This window comes from Flavobacterium subsaxonicum WB 4.1-42 = DSM 21790 (assembly GCF_000422725.1).
GTDB lineage: Bacteria > Bacteroidota > Bacteroidia > Flavobacteriales > Flavobacteriaceae > Flavobacterium > Flavobacterium subsaxonicum.
In genome coordinates, this window is record NZ_AUGP01000008.1 from 15824 (window position 1) to 31316 (window position 15493).

Sequence of the window (15493 nt, forward strand, 5' to 3'; positions counted from 1 at the left end):
CTGTATGAGCGAGAATCTTTTTGACGAATTTGGCCCTGTATCTTCTAAACTCTGGAAACAGCAAATACAATTTGAGCTTAAAGGCGCTGATTATAATGAGGCTTTGGTTTGGGAAAGCCCCGAAGGTATTAAGGTTAAACCTTTTTATCATATAGACGAGGCTAAAGACGGCCTTGTTGTAAACACACAAGCTTCTGAATTTGTTATTTGCCAGGATATTTTTGTACACGATGTAGATAAAAGTGCTGCACGTGCCGTTAGCACCCTTAAACGTGGTGCCGAAGCTATTAGGTTTACCATTAGTACTGAAGGTACCGATGTAGAAAAGCTTTTAGCAGGTATTGATGCGGCCACTCCGGTTTACTTTCATTTAGAATTCATTTCAATCGATTTCGTAAAACAGCTCGATGCCATTGCTAAAAAAACAGGGGCACAATTTTATGTTCAGTTAGACCCTGTTGGCTACCTTGCCAGAGAGGGCAACTGGTACAACGGCTCCGATAATTTAGATGCGCTAAATACCATCTCAATCGCATGCACCAACCTTAGCTTTTTAAGCGTAGATGCTACTTTGTATCAAAATGCAGGGGCCAATATTGTACAGCAAATTGCCTATACCCTTGCCCACACTAACGAATATTTTAACCGCATAGCCACCCTGCACCAACCTATTGTGCTACAGGTTGCCGTGGGCACCAATTACTTTTTTGAAATTGCCAAACTGCGCGCCATTAAACTATTATTTAGCATTATAGCTAAAGAGTATGGCCACGAGCACGACTGCCATATTCTTGCCCTGCCCACAAGGCGCAACAAAACACTGTATGATTATAATGTAAACATGCTGCGCACCACTACCGAATGTATGAGTGCCATACTGGGTGGTGCTAATGCTGTTATTAATCTTCCGTATGATGCCCTTTATCATAAAAGCAACGAGTTTGGCGACCGTATTGCCCGCAACCAGCTGCTTGTTTTAAAGCACGAAAGTTATTTTGATAAAGTTAATAACCCGGCAGATGGGTCGTATTACATAGAAGAGCTTACCCAGCAACTGGCCGATAAAGCCCTTGCCCTTTTTAAAGATATAGAAGCTAACGGCGGCTTTTTGGCACAGCTTAAAGAAAATACCATTCAGCGTAAAATACAGGAAAGTGCCAATAAAGAGCAGGAACTGTTTGACAGCGGCAGAGAAGTTTTACTGGGCACCAACAAATACCCCAACAAAGCCGACAGGATGAGCCACGACCTGGAGCTCTTTCCATTCGTAAAAGTAAACCCGAGGCGAACCATTGTCAGCCCAATTATACCCAAAAGGCTGGCCGAAAAAATGGAACAGGAACGATTGGAAAATGAAGAAAAACCCCTATAAATACATGAAGAAAATTACACTATTATGCTTAGCAATTCTTGGCATTTACAATTCGGCAACCGCGCAGGAGTGGAATTGGGTGTTCTCTGCCCAGGCGGTAGAAAGTACCCAGGTTGGCAGTTACGCAGCTACATCGACAATTATAAGCGATGCCGGGGGCAATGTTTATATGAATTGTACCTCAACCCATCCAAGCATAACTTTTGGAGACCAAACCTTTACGGGTGCTTCCTGGATTGGCAGAAATTTTCTTGTAAAATTTGATAGCGCCGGAAGTATAACATGGATACAAGATACAGATGCGACTGATATGATAGCTACAGCATCACTGGTTTCAGATCCTTCCGGAAATCTTTATTCAACCGGCGAATTTATGGGAACTTATAATCATCAGGGATTTATATTTAACAATGTAGAAGACAACCTTGCCCTTAATTCATTTATTTCAAAATTAGATAATAACGGTATCGCGCAATGGGCTAAACACATTGGTGTAATAGGTAATACCGAAAATGAATTTGAAAACATTAACCGTTTTGTACGTGCTTATGATATTGCCATTGACCCAACCGGAAATTTGTATGTATGCGGGCAGATGAATGGCGTTACCGGCATATTTGGTAACCTGAGTGTACCAATACAGGGTGAATCTGACACTTTTATTGCAAAATACGATAATAACGGAAACATATTGTGGGTTAAGACTGTTCTTAATAACGGTTACCAGGGATGGCGCAAACTGGTTTGCGATAGCTCTGGCAACGTGTATATGGCAGGAAGCCATGCCGGATCGGCAAGCATATCATTTGACGGAACAGTATTGGGAGGTAATGCCACCAGTCTTACCTTTTTAGTTAAATACAGTACCGATGGTAATTTGTTATGGGTGCAGTCGCATGGCGGTGGCACTCAGGATATTTTTTGCAACAGTTTGGCAATAGATGCCAATAATAATATTTATACAGCCGGTTATTTTAATTATCCATCATTGGCATTTGGCGATGTTGTACTAACCTCCACTCACGCACAGGAAGGGTTTGTTGTAAAATATAACAACAACGGCAATGTGCTGTGGGCTAAATCTTCGGGTGCTTATGATAGTTTTAACAATGTAAAGACCGGCAGCGATGGAGCTGTTTATTTGTTGGGTAACTTTTGGTCAGAACAAGTAGTGTTTGGCGAAACAACGCTAACAAACGAAGGCGGCACTAATGGTTACGTTACCAAAATGGATACCGATGGCAATTATTTATTTGCTGAACAGATAGGTGGCGAGGGCCATTTTGAATCGCACATGACAGTAAATCAGGCAACCAATTCATTATATGCATCGGGCAGGTATCTCGATGCACGATTTGGAGAGCAAACTTATAGTGCCGACACGATGGTTGATATATTCCTGGCAAAATTAACTATCCCTGCCCTTTCAACTCCCAGTTTTAATGCATCAAAACAGGCACTATATCCTAACCCTGCAAAAGATATCCTGAATATAACAGGTATAGACAATGCTCCATTTTATATTTCAGACTTAATGGGCAGAACTGTTGTGCAGGGGCAAATGAGCAAAAACTCTATCAATGTTTCTTTACTGCCACAAGGCATGTACCTGCTTTCCATTAACGGAAAAAGCACTAAATTTATAAAAGAATAACTGTTTTATACAGGTATCATGATTAGAAAAAACCTCCAACATATTAAGCTTACGGCTGCTAACCCGCAAACCATTGCCCAAAACCCGGAGCAGGAACCCTTTGTTACTGCCGAGGGCATTACGCTTAAAGAAACCTATACAGAAGCGGATACCGAAAACCTGGAACATCTGGATTTTGGTGCCGGTTTTGCACCCAACCTTCGCGGGCCGTATGCTACTATGTACGTACGCCGCCCTTGGACGGTGCGCCAGTATGCGGGATTTTCTACCGCGCAGGAAAGCAATGCTTTTTACAGGCGCAACCTGGCTGCGGGCCAAAAAGGGCTCTCGGTGGCATTTGACCTCGCTACCCATAGGGGTTATGACAGCGATCACGAACGCGTGGTAGGCGATGTTGGCAAAGCCGGTGTGGCCATAGACAGCGTAGAGGATATGAAGGTGCTTTTCGATCAGATACCGTTGGATGAGATGTCGGTTTCGATGACTATGAATGGTGCGGTGCTGCCCATTATGGCATTTTACATAGTGGCTGCCGAAGAGCAGGGCGTTAAGCCAGAACTGCTTTCGGGCACCATTCAGAACGATATTTTAAAGGAGTTTATGGTGCGCAATACCTACATCTACCCTCCTGCCCCATCCATGAAAATTATTGCTGATATTTTTGAATACAGCAGCAGGAAAATGCCCAAATTCAACTCCATAAGTATCTCGGGCTACCACATGCAGGAAGCCGGTGCTACTGCCGATATTGAGCTGGCTTATACCCTGGCAGACGGACTGGATTACATTCGCACCGGCCTTGCTGCTGGTATGAAGATCGATGAATTTGCACCGCGTCTGTCGTTTTTCTGGGCCATTGGTATGAACCATTTTATGGAAATTGCCAAAATGCGTGCCGGGCGCATGCTGTGGGCCAAACTGCTTAAACAATTTAGCCCCAAAGACGATAAATCGCTCGCATTGCGCACACACTGCCAAACCAGCGGTTGGAGCCTTACAGAGCAGGACCCGTTTAATAATGTGGCACGTACCTGTATAGAGGCGGCAGCGGCGGCCTTTGGCGGAACACAATCGTTGCACACCAATGCGTTAGACGAGGCCATTGCCCTGCCCACCGATTTTTCGGCGCGTATTGCACGCAACACCCAGATATTTTTACAGGAAGAAACCAAAATAACCAAAACGGTAGACCCCTGGGGTGGCAGCTATTATGTAGAGAGCCTTACCAACGAGATTGCCCAAAAGGCATGGGCGCTTATAGAAGAGGTAGAAGAGCTTGGCGGTATGACCAAAGCCATAGAGGCCGGCATACCCAAACTGCGTATAGAAGAAGCCGCTGCGCGCAAACAGGCACGTATAGACAGCGGACAGGACGTTATTGTGGGGGTTAACAAATACCGCCTTTTAAAAGAAGATCCGCTGCATATACTCGATGTAGATAACCAGATGGTGCGCCGCCAGCAGTTAGAGCAACTGGCAATTATAAAGGCATCCCGCGACAGCGGCAAGGTGCAAGAGAGCCTTGAGCATTTAACCGCTGCCGCAAAACTGGGCACGGGTAATTTACTGGAACTGGCCATAGAGGCCGCACGCCACAGGGCAACCCTGGGCGAAATTAGCGATGCGCTGGAAACAGTTTACGGCAGGTACAAAGCACAAATTAAATCGTTTAGCGGAGTGTACAGTAAAGAAATTAAAGACGACGAAAGTTTTGCAAAGGCAAAGCAACTGGCTAACGACTTTGCAAAGCTCGAAGGCCGCCGACCACGTATCATGATAGCCAAGATGGGTCAGGATGGGCACGACCGTGGCGCTAAAGTAGTGGCTACAGGCTACGCCGATGTAGGTTTTGATGTAGATATTGGCCCGCTCTTTCAAACACCAGCAGAAGCCGCCAAACAGGCTGTAGAAAACGATGTGCACATACTCGGCGTATCATCATTGGCAGCAGGGCATAAAACGCTTGTACCGCAGGTTATAGAAGAGCTTAAAAAGTATGGCCGCGAAGATATTATGGTTATTGTGGGCGGGGTTATACCGGCTCAGGATTACCAATATCTTTTTGATGCCGGCGCTGTGGCTGTTTTTGGTCCCGGCACCAAAATCAGCGATGCCGCCATCCAAATTTTAGATGTGCTTATTAAAGGTTTCGAATAGATTATGATTAATATAAAACATATACTCTTTATCATCCTGCTGAGTTCATTTTCTTGCTTTGCGCAGATTAAAACAACACCGCTGGATAAGGCATCAATACCAAAATCGATAACCTATACCGGCACTATAGTTAATGCAGTTAAGTATACTGATAGTTTTGGAGAGACCATTGTTATTACATCGCAAACGGGTATAAAAACAATTAATGCCGCCGACGGAAATTCTTATAAAGAAGGAGAATTATTTGTTTATCAGTATGTGTTAAAAGATAAAGTTTGGAAAATACAATGGAAAATACACGACTTTGAAAAGGAGTGTATGTATGACATTTACGTAGATTTTATAGAAAACACTTTTGCAGTAACCGACCTTGATAAGAACGGCAAAGCCGAAATATGGGTAATGTACAAATTAACATGTACAAGTGATGTGAGTCCACTAACTCTAAAAATTATAATGTACGAAAATGGCAAAAAATATGCTGTAAGGGGAGAAAGCAAAATTGTGCTTCCAAATATAAAACCTTATGGCGGCAGCTATACTTTTGATGAAGCTTTAAAAAACGCACCTAAGGTTTTTAAAGACTACGCCACTAAGCTTTGGAATAAGAATATTGTAGTAAAATATTGACCCAAAATTTGCAGTGCTACTATCTCAATCAAATCTTATGATTAATATAAAACATATCCTATTTATCATCCTGTTGTGCTCGTTTTCGTGCTTTGCGCAAATTAAAATAACACCGCTGGATAAAGCTGCTATACCAAAATCGATAACCTATACCGGCACTATAGTTAATGCAGTTAAATATACTGATAGTTTTGGCGAAACCATTGTAATTACATCGCAAACGGGAGAATATCCAAGTAAAACCGAAACCGATGGATCTTACAGGGATGCCGAATTGTTTGCGTATTGCTACATTTTACAAGATGGCAACTGGACGCAACAATGGAAAGTGTACGACTTTACTACCGAATGCCCTGTGGATATAGAGGCTAACTTTGTAAAAAACACTTTTGCAGTAACCGACCTCGATAAGAACGGCAAAGCCGAAGTATGGCTGACGTACATTACGGGCTGCCACGGCGACCCAAGTCCGTCAACTATGAAGGTAATACTTTACGAAGGCACTAAAAAATATGCCATGCGCGGCTCTAACAAAATGCGCGTGGGCGAAACAGAATACGAGGGCGGCCAATATACTTTTGATGAAGCACTTAAGCAGGCTCCTAAAGTTTTTAGGGATTATGCCACTACGCTTTGGAACAAAAATATAACTCCGAAATTTTAACCTCAACCCCTGCCTGCCCGTTAAAGCTGTCTTATAGCGTTATGCCTATTCGCTAAAAAGTGTTATTTTTATACCACCAATTTTTAAAATACCCCTATAATGAACATAAAAGACGTTTTTAAAAACAACGAAGAGTGGATTAAACGCCAGGTTAGCACTAATCAAGATTATTTTACGAAACTGGCCGAAGGTCAGGCTCCGGAAATTTTATACATTGGTTGTTCTGATAGCCGTGTAACTGCCGAAGAGCTTATGGGCATACAACCCGGAGAGGCTTTTGTGCACCGTAATATTGCCAACATGGTGCCTAATACAGACCTTAACGTAATGTCAGTCATCAACTATGCTGTGGCACACCTTAAAGTAAACCACGTTGTGGTTTGCGGCCATTACAATTGTGGCGGTATTAAAGCTGCAATGGAGCAGGCCGACCTTGGTATACTTAACCCTTGGCTGCGTAATATTAGAGATGTATACCGTATTCATCATAACGAACTGGCCGCTATAGAAGATGATAATAAACGCTACAACAGGCTGGTAGAGCTTAATGTACAGGAGCAGTGCATTAACGTTATTAAAACGGCTGAGGTGCAGCGCGCGGTTAGAGAGCGTGGCCTTACAGTACATGGGTGGATATTCGATATACACAGCGGTACTTTAGTAGACCTTGCCATTGATTTTGAAAAAATAAATAACGAAATTGCCCAGATTTACCACATAGACTAAGGCAAACCAAATATATTTAAATGCCGAAAGCCCTGCAATTGCAGGGCTTTCGTATTTTATAATGTTGTAGTATTAGTGCGTATTTACAGATTTCGGCTTAAACAAGCCTACAATTTTTTTAACCCCTGTTATAACAACAACAGCCAAAAGGCCGGCAACCAATCCTAAAGCAAATTCTTTTATAATAGATGGAACCTCCGGAAGAAAATGGTGTAGGTACTCTACGTTGTGAATAAATATTCCGCCTGATACCAATAGCAGGGCAATGGTGCCTACAACAGCCAGCATCTTGATTATCCATGGCAACAGGTTTACCAAAAGCTGCCCCAGTTTTGATAAAAATCCTGAGTTTTTGCTGCGGTCAATCAGTTTATAACCGGCGTCGTCCATTCGTACAATAAGGGCAACCAGGCCGTAAACACCTATTGTTGCCAACAGGGCTACAACAGTAACAGTTAAAATTTGTGTTGTTAAACTTTTATCCAGTACTGTGCCTAAAGCAATAATTACAATCTCAACCGATAGTATAAAATCAGTAGTAATTGCCGATTTTACTTTTGCTTTTTCGTCGTCCGCAGGTTGTTCAACTACTTCTGCTGCTGCCGTAGCAGTATCTTCTTTATGCGATCGATGAAAAACGTATTCCACAATTTTCTCTACACCTTCATACGCCAGGTAAAATCCGCCTAAAATTAAAATGTAGGTAATGGCAACCGGAAAAAAATAGTTCAGCAAAAACACAACCGGCAGTATTATAAGCTTATTTAAAAGCGAACCTTTGGTTATGGCCCAAAGCACAGGCAGTTCTCTCGATGCTAAAAATCCGGTAGCTTTTTCGGCATTAACGGCAAGGTCGTCTCCTAAAATACCGGCTGTTTTGCGGGTAGCAATTTTACTGGCTACGGCCACATCATCCATTAATGCTGCTATATCATCTAAAATTGCAAAAAAACCTGATGCCATAAAATAGTTTTAAGTGTTAGGGATAGTAATCCACGGGCGTAAAAATAAAGAGAATGTTTGTAATGCGGCAGGCCTTAGTATAAATTTAGCAGTAATTACAGGTATCGGTAAAAGTATCAGCACATTAAAAAAAATATAATTTTTCTTCACATTTTTAATAGCATGAGCACGATATAGCGTAATTTAAGGTTAAAATAACGCTATATCGTAAATATTTAAATAGTTACAAAATTTTAAACCTCTGATTAACAGATTTTTAAAATTTGGTTTTAGATTTGTTATTAACCACCATGAAAAATATATCCAAAATTATTAACAACAAATAACAACATGACATGAGCACGATTACAGTAAAAGACGGAACTGAGATTTATTACAAAGACTGGGGAACAGGACAACCAATTGTTTTTCATCACGGATGGCCTTTATCAGCTGATGACTGGGATACACAAATGATGTTTTTCCTTAAACAGGGCTACAGGGTTATAGCACATGATCGCCGTGGGCACGGCCGATCAGGACAAAGTAGCGAAGGCAACACGATGGAAAACTACGCGGCCGATGTTGCAGAGTTAACAGCAGCATTAGATTTAAAAGATGCCATACACATTGGCCACTCAACCGGTGGTGGCGAAGCTATAAGGTACATTGCAAAATACGGTAAAGACCGTGTGGCTAAGGCAGTGCTTATTAGCGCCGTTACACCTATAATGGTTAAAAATGACAGCAACCCTGAGGGCGTACCAATATCGGTTTTTGACGAAATACGTCAGGGTACAGGCTTTAACAGGGCAGAATATTTTTATGATTTCCCGATACCGTTTTACGGATGGAACCGCGAAGGCACCAAAGTTGCCGAGGGCATTAAACACAACTGGTGGCGCCAGGCAATGATGGGCTCTGTACTGGCACATTACGAAGGTATAAAAGCGTTCTCTGAGTCTGACTTTACCGAAGACCTTAAAAGCGTAGCAATCCCGGTGCTTGTGTTGCATGGCGAAGACGACCAGATAGTGCCTTACAACCAAGCTCCAAAAGCTGCTAAACTGTTACAAAACGGCAAGCTTATCTCGTACCCGGGTTTCCCCCACGGAATGCCAACTACCGAAGCTGAAACCATTAATAAAGACATTTTAGAATTTATTAAATCGTAACTATAACGCCTCCAATAGTACACTAATGCAAAAAGCTGTCACCACATAAGTGACAGCTTTTTTTATGTTTTAATAATTTTGGCTGCACTCTATTTATTTAATAGTTATAACTTTACGATAACCAAAAACCTAAAACATGAGTAAAAAAGAGCTATCATTAAATGAGCGCGACGAACTTCTTAAAATACTTCAAATCCGGTTTGAAAAGAATATGAACCGCCATAAAGGCCTTGATTGGGATGCCATACAGGCGCGCCTGGAGGCTGATAACAGTAAACTTTGGAGCCTTAACGAGATGGAATTAAGCGGCGGAGAACCCGATGTTGTTGCCCATGATGCCGCTACCGGCGAATACATTTTTTATGATTGCGCTACCGAAAGCCCTAAAGAGCGCCGTAGCCTTTGCTACGACCGCGAGGCTTTAGATTCGAGGAAAGAGAATAAACCCGTAGATAGTGCTCTTGATATGGCTGCATCAATGGGTATTGAAATTTTAACCGAGGAGCAATACCGCCAGTTGCAAACACTGGGTAAATTCGATCTAAAAACATCAAGCTGGATAAAAACCCCTCCCGAAATTAGAAAATTGGGTGGTGCCCTATTTGCTGATTACCGTTACAACCATGTATTTGTATACCATAATGGTGCATCGTCTTACTATGCTGCCAGGGGGTTTCGTGGTTCGCTAAGGGTGTAAATAGAAATCGGCCGCCTATTTAGGGCAGCCGATCATTTGAAAATTATAATATAATAACTAACTCACTTTTTTAACTACCAGGTCTCTGGTAAGCCAGCCTCTTTTGCTGGCGGTGGCAATAGCATACGGGGTAATCCAGAACAAACCGAACGTATATAAAATACTGTACGAATAAGCGTAAAACGATTCGGCAAGGCTGTATCGCTTAGCGTAAAAGAATACCGGAAAACTCGACATTACCAATATACCCACAAGGGTAGAACTTAAAAACAGCAATGGATAAGTTGCTATAAAAAAGAACATTAGCAGTATAAAAGGGTATGCCATTATGATGGAAAAGAACTGGTTTAAGAACAGTAATCGTGTACCTATTTTAGATTCTTCCCTAAATTCTTTAAATACAAACTTAGCCATCATTAAATTCTCCCGCACATTGCTACGGCCCCAGCGTATAAACATTTTGTATAGGCCTTTGTATTTTTCGGGCACATTAGTAAGCACATAGGCATTTCTTTGAAAAAGAATGTGATACCCTTGTTTCATAATCATGTTAGTCATAGCGCGGTCTTCGCCAATGTCGGACGGCTGCCCCATAAACGTCTGATTTATCCATTCCGGAAGGCATTCAAAAACGGCCGACCTGCGGTAGGCTGCCAGTGCGCCCGGTGTACAAAGTACAGAGCCAAGGCTGCTTTCTGCCGAACGTATAAATTCAAAGCTTAATACAAAGCTAACATTTAGCATTTTAGGTATTATGCTCCTTTTATTGTTTAGTACCCTTACGTTACCCGCAACAGCACCACAATTCTGGTTAGTAACTAACGGGCTAACAAGGTTTCTAAGCGTGTCGGTTTTAACAACAGAGTCGCTGTCAACGGTAACAAACACTTCGCCTGTACCTAAGTTAAAGCCACGGTACAATGCATGGCGTTTACCTTTATTTTCGGGCTGCTGAAAAATAGACAACCTGTCGCCTAACTTTTCTTTAGCCTGTTGCATCCAATACCAGGTATCATCTTTACTACCATCGTCAATGGCAAGTATCTCTAATTTGCTTACCGGATATTTACTTGCCGCAAGGCTCATTAGCGTATCCCAAACAAGTTTACCTTCGTTATAAGCCGGCACAATAACCGTAACAGTTGGCAATTGCTCATCGGCAACCGATTTTACCGGTTTGTATTTTATGTACAGGTACAAGTTGTATAAAAAGAAACTGCCTTTAATTATAAGCAAGGTAGTGGCAACCACTATCAGGATAAAACCCCATGTAGAATTCATACGCTCCTGGTGCAGCTGGTCGAACTCGGGTTGTAATTCGTAAACTAAGAAAGCAGCTCCTACAAGCAGTATAAAAGTACCTAACAGTACAGCTAAACCGGGCAGGTTAATAGCAGAATTTTTAGTTTTTTTGGTCTGGTGTAAACGTTCTCCGGCAGTAGTACTCGCGGGAGTGTAAAGTTGGTTTGGTGTAATTGTTTTTAATTCCATAACAAGGCGTGTATTTTACTGATTAGGCTCTACTACGTTAAGTATTGTATATTCAAAACGAGGGCTTTAGCCACTAAACACTTACCAACCACTATACCACAACCAAAAAACTATTAATAATCAGCATTTTAGCCAAAATTTATGTTAGAAATAAGTGTAGAGAAGTTCTACACATTCCACACTTTCTACAGTTTTGGCATTAATTATCCCATCCAGAATTAATTATTGTATCAAAAAAAGCATCCTTAATGCATTTCTGATTATCATACCATGCCTACTTTCATTTTTTATTATAAATTTAACGAGAATTTTTTCTGATACCATTTAGGCCGTACACCATACCACAACCACATAATTATGAAAAAACATTTACTTTATTTACTACTGTTAATCAGCTTTTCGGCACTGGCGCAGGATAGCGAGTGGCCACAATCGTATGTAGTAAAGACAGATACTGTTACTTACCACGATGTACCCGATGAAAATTGGGAATTTATAAACACAGGGCGTAAGCATCTTACCATACAAGAGGTTACAAAACCCGAGTACTCAAAAAAATTCAAAAAACCTATCAAATCGGTTTCATTCTCGAACGAAAAATCGCAGGTATGGATCCGTTTCGGGTTAAAAAATGATGCACCAACATCGCAAATTATAACCTTTACTACAACAAGAGACAGGGAGCATATTTACATTAGTAAAAACAATAAGTGGCAGCATTTTTTAAGTGGAGAAAAAGTGCCGTGGAGCAAGCGCGACGGTATAAAAGACCTTAATCAAATAAAATACACCCTTGCACCCGGCGAAGAGGTAAAAATATATGTGCATCATGATGATGTTACCATGCTGGAGGGAATATCGCCACCGGTGGTAGGTAATTACCTAAAAATTGTAGAGAAAAATTTTGTAAACAACCAGACTTATAAGGAAGACGATGTTATAGCTTTCGGTTTTTTTGGCTTTATAATGTTCGCTGTAATTTTTAACCTGTTTTTTTATTACGTAAACCGCGAAAGGGTGTACCTGGTGTATTCTTTTTTGCTGTTATCATCTGCACTGCTTGTAGCAAAAGAAACATTTTCATCATTACTGTTTAGCGAACATAGAGATACCTACTCTGTATTTGTGGCTGTTGTTGTTATTGCCTTTATAATAATGTTAGTGCATACCGTGCGTTTCTTCTTCAGAATAAACGTGCACTTTCCGGGGTGGGATAAATTTTTGGTTTACTTCACGGTATTTATAGGCGTGGTTGGTACTACACTTTACGTGGCCTTCCAGAACGGCTGGATAATTACCTTTTTTGTAATTACCGGTTTAACATCGTTGTGCGGTATTGTTTTTATAGTGGCCGCTATTATCTTAATTATATCGCTATTGCGAAAAAAAGACAAAGAGGCGGGCCTTTTTGTAATAGCAGCCGTACCCTTTTTAGTGAGCCCTATAATTTCTGCCTTTATAGATTCTGAATGGGTGGTTACCAGCTTTGGTATGTGGACCATACTGGTGCTGTCGTGGGGAATGTTTGCCCGCTTTAAATCGCTGCAAATAGCCAATGCCCGTGTAGCGCTGGAAAAAGAAGAAGAGCGCAACCGCCTTATTGCAGCCCAGAAAGAAGAGCTTGAAAAGCTTGTGGAAGAGCGTACTGCCGAACTCACCCTGTCTATAGCCGACTTAAAACAAACCCAGGCACAGCTTATACAGTCAGAAAAAATGGCATCGTTAGGAGAGCTTACCGCCGGTATTGCCCACGAGATACAAAACCCGCTAAACTTTGTAAACAACTTTAGCGATGTAAGTATAGAGCTATTGGAGGAAATGGAAGAAGAACTGGACAAAGGCGATACCGAAGAGGTAAAAGCCATTGCCGGCGATATTAAACTAAACCTTGAAAAAATAGCCCACCACGGCCGCCGCGCCGATGGTATTGTTAAGGGAATGCTGCAACACAGCCGCGCCTCTACAGGGCATAAAGAGCCTACCGATATTAATACGCTGTCTGACGAATACCTGCGCCTGGCCTACCACGGCCTACGCGCCAAAGACAAATCGTTTAACGCCGACCTCGTAACTCATTTTGGAGAAAACCTGCCTAAAGCTAATATACTGGCGCAGGATGTTGGCCGCGTACTGCTTAACCTGTTTACCAATGCTTTTTACGCCACGCAGCAAAAGCAAAAAACAGCAGGCTCTGATTACAAGCCTGTAGTACAATTAACTACACTGCTAAACGGTTCTAATTTAGAGATTTTAGTAAAAGACAACGGTACCGGTATACCCGCTGCCATTAAAGATAAAATTTTACAGCCCTTTTTTACCACCAAGCCTACAGGCGAAGGTACCGGATTAGGCCTGTCTTTAAGTTATGATATTGTGGTTAAGGCACATGGCGGCACTATTGATATTAATACGGTAGAGGGCGAATTTTCTGAATTTAAAATTACGTTACCCCTAAACAAATAAGGCAGTATATTGAGCAATGCCAGCTTAATTTCAATTAATTTAATTGTTATTTTAGCAACCTTAAAACTGAATTTTTAACCTATTTTAGCAACAGCAGTACAGATGAAAATATTAGTAGTAGATGATGAAGCCGATGTACAGCCCCTTTTTCTTCAGCGGTTTAGAAAAGAAATTAAAAGCGGCGAATTATCCTTCGAATTTAAATTCTCCGGAGAGGGCGCCCTTAACTATTTAGCTGAAAATCATTCGGAAGTTGTACTTATTTTGTCTGACATTAATATGCCGGGCATGAGTGGTATAGAGCTGCTTTCTAAAATAAGGCACGAATACAGCGCACCGCCACCCGTGGTAATGATGATTACCGCTTATGGCGACGATGAAAACCACAGGCAGGCTATGGAGAATGGCGCAAACGACTTTTTAACCAAGCCGCTTGATTTTACTTTATTAAAAGATAAACTTAAACACCTTACAGACAATGTCTAAAATATTGGTAGTTGATGATGAACCGGATTTAGAAATACTGGTAAAGCAAAAGTTCCGCAAAAAGATAAGGGAAAATATATACGAATTTGTGTTTGCCCAAAACGGCGAAGACGCCCTGCATAAAATTAAAGAGCACCCGGATTTAGATCTTGTTCTTAGTGATATTAACATGCCGGTTATGGATGGGCTTACCCTGCTTACCCGCCTTGCCGATGCTAACCCTACGCTTAAGGCGGTTGTGGTGTCGGCTTATGGCGATATGCAAAACATTAGGCTGGCCATGAACAAGGGCGCTTTTGATTTTGTATGCAAGCCCGTAGATTTTGATGACCTTGACCTAACCATAGAAAAAACAGTGCTGCATGTGCACCAGCTACAGGAAACACTTAGGGCTATTAAAGAAAATAATATTCTTAAGATGTATGTGGATGAAAATGTGCTGAACTTTATGGCGCATAAAGAGTTTGAAGCCAGCCTTTTGAAAAACGAAATGCTTAATGCTACCGTTATGTTTGTAGATGTATGCGGATTTACTTCTATTACAGAAAAGATTCCGGCAAACACGGTTGTTACGTTATTAAATGGCTTATTTGATAAGATAGTTACCGAGATTATTGAACAGAACGGCCATGTTGATAAATTTATGGGAGATGCTGTTATGGCAGTATTCAGGGGCGATTTTCATTTAGACAGGGCTATAGATGCCGCACTGGCCATACGCCAGCAATTGGAAAATGCTCCCGAAATTGTTGAAGGCGATACAAGATTTAAGCCACAAATATCTATAGGCATCAATTCCGGCGAAATGGTATCGGGCAATATTGGGTCGGCCTCGTTAAGGCGACTGGATTATACTGTAATTGGCGATGCCGTAAACCTTGCACAAAGGCTACAGGGCGTTGCTAAGGCAGGCCAGATATTAATTACCGAAGAAACCTACCACAAAGCAAAAGAATCGTTTAATTGCAACCATGTGGGCGAGTTTACCCTAAAAAATAAAGCAGTACCTGTTGTTGCTTACGAGGTTGTAGAGTAA

The 15493-nt window shown here is 41.7% G+C and carries 13 protein-coding genes; 11 read left to right on the forward strand and 2 right to left on the reverse strand.

From position 1 onward, the window contains the following. Positions 1-4 precede the first annotated feature (4 nt). The 6 genes from G509_RS0102375 to G509_RS0102400 all read left to right on the forward strand — a co-directional run bounded on the left by G509_RS0102375 (position 5) and on the right by G509_RS0102400 (position 7203). Complete coding sequence (locus G509_RS0102375) at positions 5-1372, forward strand: methylmalonyl-CoA mutase subunit beta (protein WP_026990061.1); 1368 nt, start codon at positions 5-7, stop codon at positions 1370-1372. Positions 1373-1376: 4 nt separating this feature from the next. After that, positions 1377-3026, forward strand: a complete 1650-nt coding sequence (locus G509_RS0102380) for a T9SS type A sorting domain-containing protein (RefSeq protein WP_161627161.1) — start codon at positions 1377-1379, stop codon at positions 3024-3026. 18 nt (positions 3027-3044) lie between these two features. Next, the gene (gene scpA / locus G509_RS0102385) at positions 3045-5183 is read left to right on the forward strand and encodes a methylmalonyl-CoA mutase (RefSeq protein WP_026990063.1); all 2139 of its coding nucleotides are present in this window, start codon (positions 3045-3047) and stop codon (positions 5181-5183) included. A 3-nt stretch (positions 5184-5186) separates the two neighbouring features. Further along, positions 5187-5813, forward strand: coding sequence for a M949_RS01915 family surface polysaccharide biosynthesis protein (locus tag G509_RS0102390; RefSeq protein ID WP_035738396.1), 627 nt, complete (start codon positions 5187-5189; stop codon positions 5811-5813). A gap of 37 nt (positions 5814-5850) precedes the next feature. Beyond that, complete coding sequence (locus G509_RS0102395) at positions 5851-6477, forward strand: M949_RS01915 family surface polysaccharide biosynthesis protein (RefSeq protein ID WP_242604894.1); 627 nt, start codon at positions 5851-5853, stop codon at positions 6475-6477. A gap of 99 nt (positions 6478-6576) precedes the next feature. Further along, positions 6577-7203 carry a carbonic anhydrase gene (locus G509_RS0102400; RefSeq protein WP_026990066.1) on the forward strand — a complete coding sequence of 209 codons (627 nt, stop codon included), beginning with the start codon at positions 6577-6579 and terminating at the stop codon, positions 7201-7203. A gap of 72 nt (positions 7204-7275) precedes the next feature. Here the strand turns inward: G509_RS0102400 and G509_RS0102405 are convergent, their stop codons facing one another. Further along, positions 7276-8166 (reverse strand): DUF808 domain-containing protein, encoded by an 891-nt coding sequence (locus G509_RS0102405; RefSeq protein ID WP_026990067.1) that lies wholly within the window; start codon positions 8164-8166, stop codon positions 7276-7278. A 335-nt stretch (positions 8167-8501) separates the two neighbouring features. On the opposite strand from G509_RS0102405, the gene G509_RS0102410 reads away from it, so the two are divergent. Together G509_RS0102410 and G509_RS0102415 are read left to right on the forward strand one after the other, a co-directional pair. Next, positions 8502-9320: an alpha/beta fold hydrolase gene (locus G509_RS0102410; protein ID WP_026990068.1), complete on the forward strand. Its 819-nt coding sequence runs from the start codon at positions 8502-8504 to the stop codon at positions 9318-9320. A gap of 136 nt (positions 9321-9456) precedes the next feature. Beyond that, a complete protein-coding gene (locus tag G509_RS0102415) occupies positions 9457-10017 on the forward strand; it encodes a DUF4256 domain-containing protein (RefSeq protein ID WP_026990069.1) in 561 nt (186 codons plus the stop codon). A gap of 57 nt (positions 10018-10074) precedes the next feature. Here the strand turns inward: G509_RS0102415 and G509_RS21335 are convergent, their stop codons facing one another. Further along, a complete protein-coding gene (locus G509_RS21335) occupies positions 10075-11508 on the reverse strand; it encodes a glycosyltransferase family 2 protein (protein ID WP_035738398.1) in 1434 nt (477 codons plus the stop codon). Between the two features lie 357 nt (positions 11509-11865). Between G509_RS21335 and G509_RS22715 the strand changes: the two genes are divergently transcribed. The 3 genes from G509_RS22715 to G509_RS0102435 all read left to right on the forward strand — a co-directional run bounded on the left by G509_RS22715 (position 11866) and on the right by G509_RS0102435 (position 15493). Continuing rightward, the gene (locus G509_RS22715) at positions 11866-13971 is read left to right on the forward strand and encodes a sensor histidine kinase (protein WP_051199910.1); all 2106 of its coding nucleotides are present in this window, start codon (positions 11866-11868) and stop codon (positions 13969-13971) included. Positions 13972-14073: 102 nt separating this feature from the next. Then, the gene (locus G509_RS0102430) at positions 14074-14457 is read left to right on the forward strand and encodes a response regulator (RefSeq protein WP_026990070.1); all 384 of its coding nucleotides are present in this window, start codon (positions 14074-14076) and stop codon (positions 14455-14457) included. Continuing rightward, positions 14450-15493, forward strand: a complete 1044-nt coding sequence (locus G509_RS0102435) for a response regulator (RefSeq protein WP_026990071.1) — start codon at positions 14450-14452, stop codon at positions 15491-15493. Before G509_RS0102430 ends, G509_RS0102435 begins: the two co-directional genes overlap by 8 nt.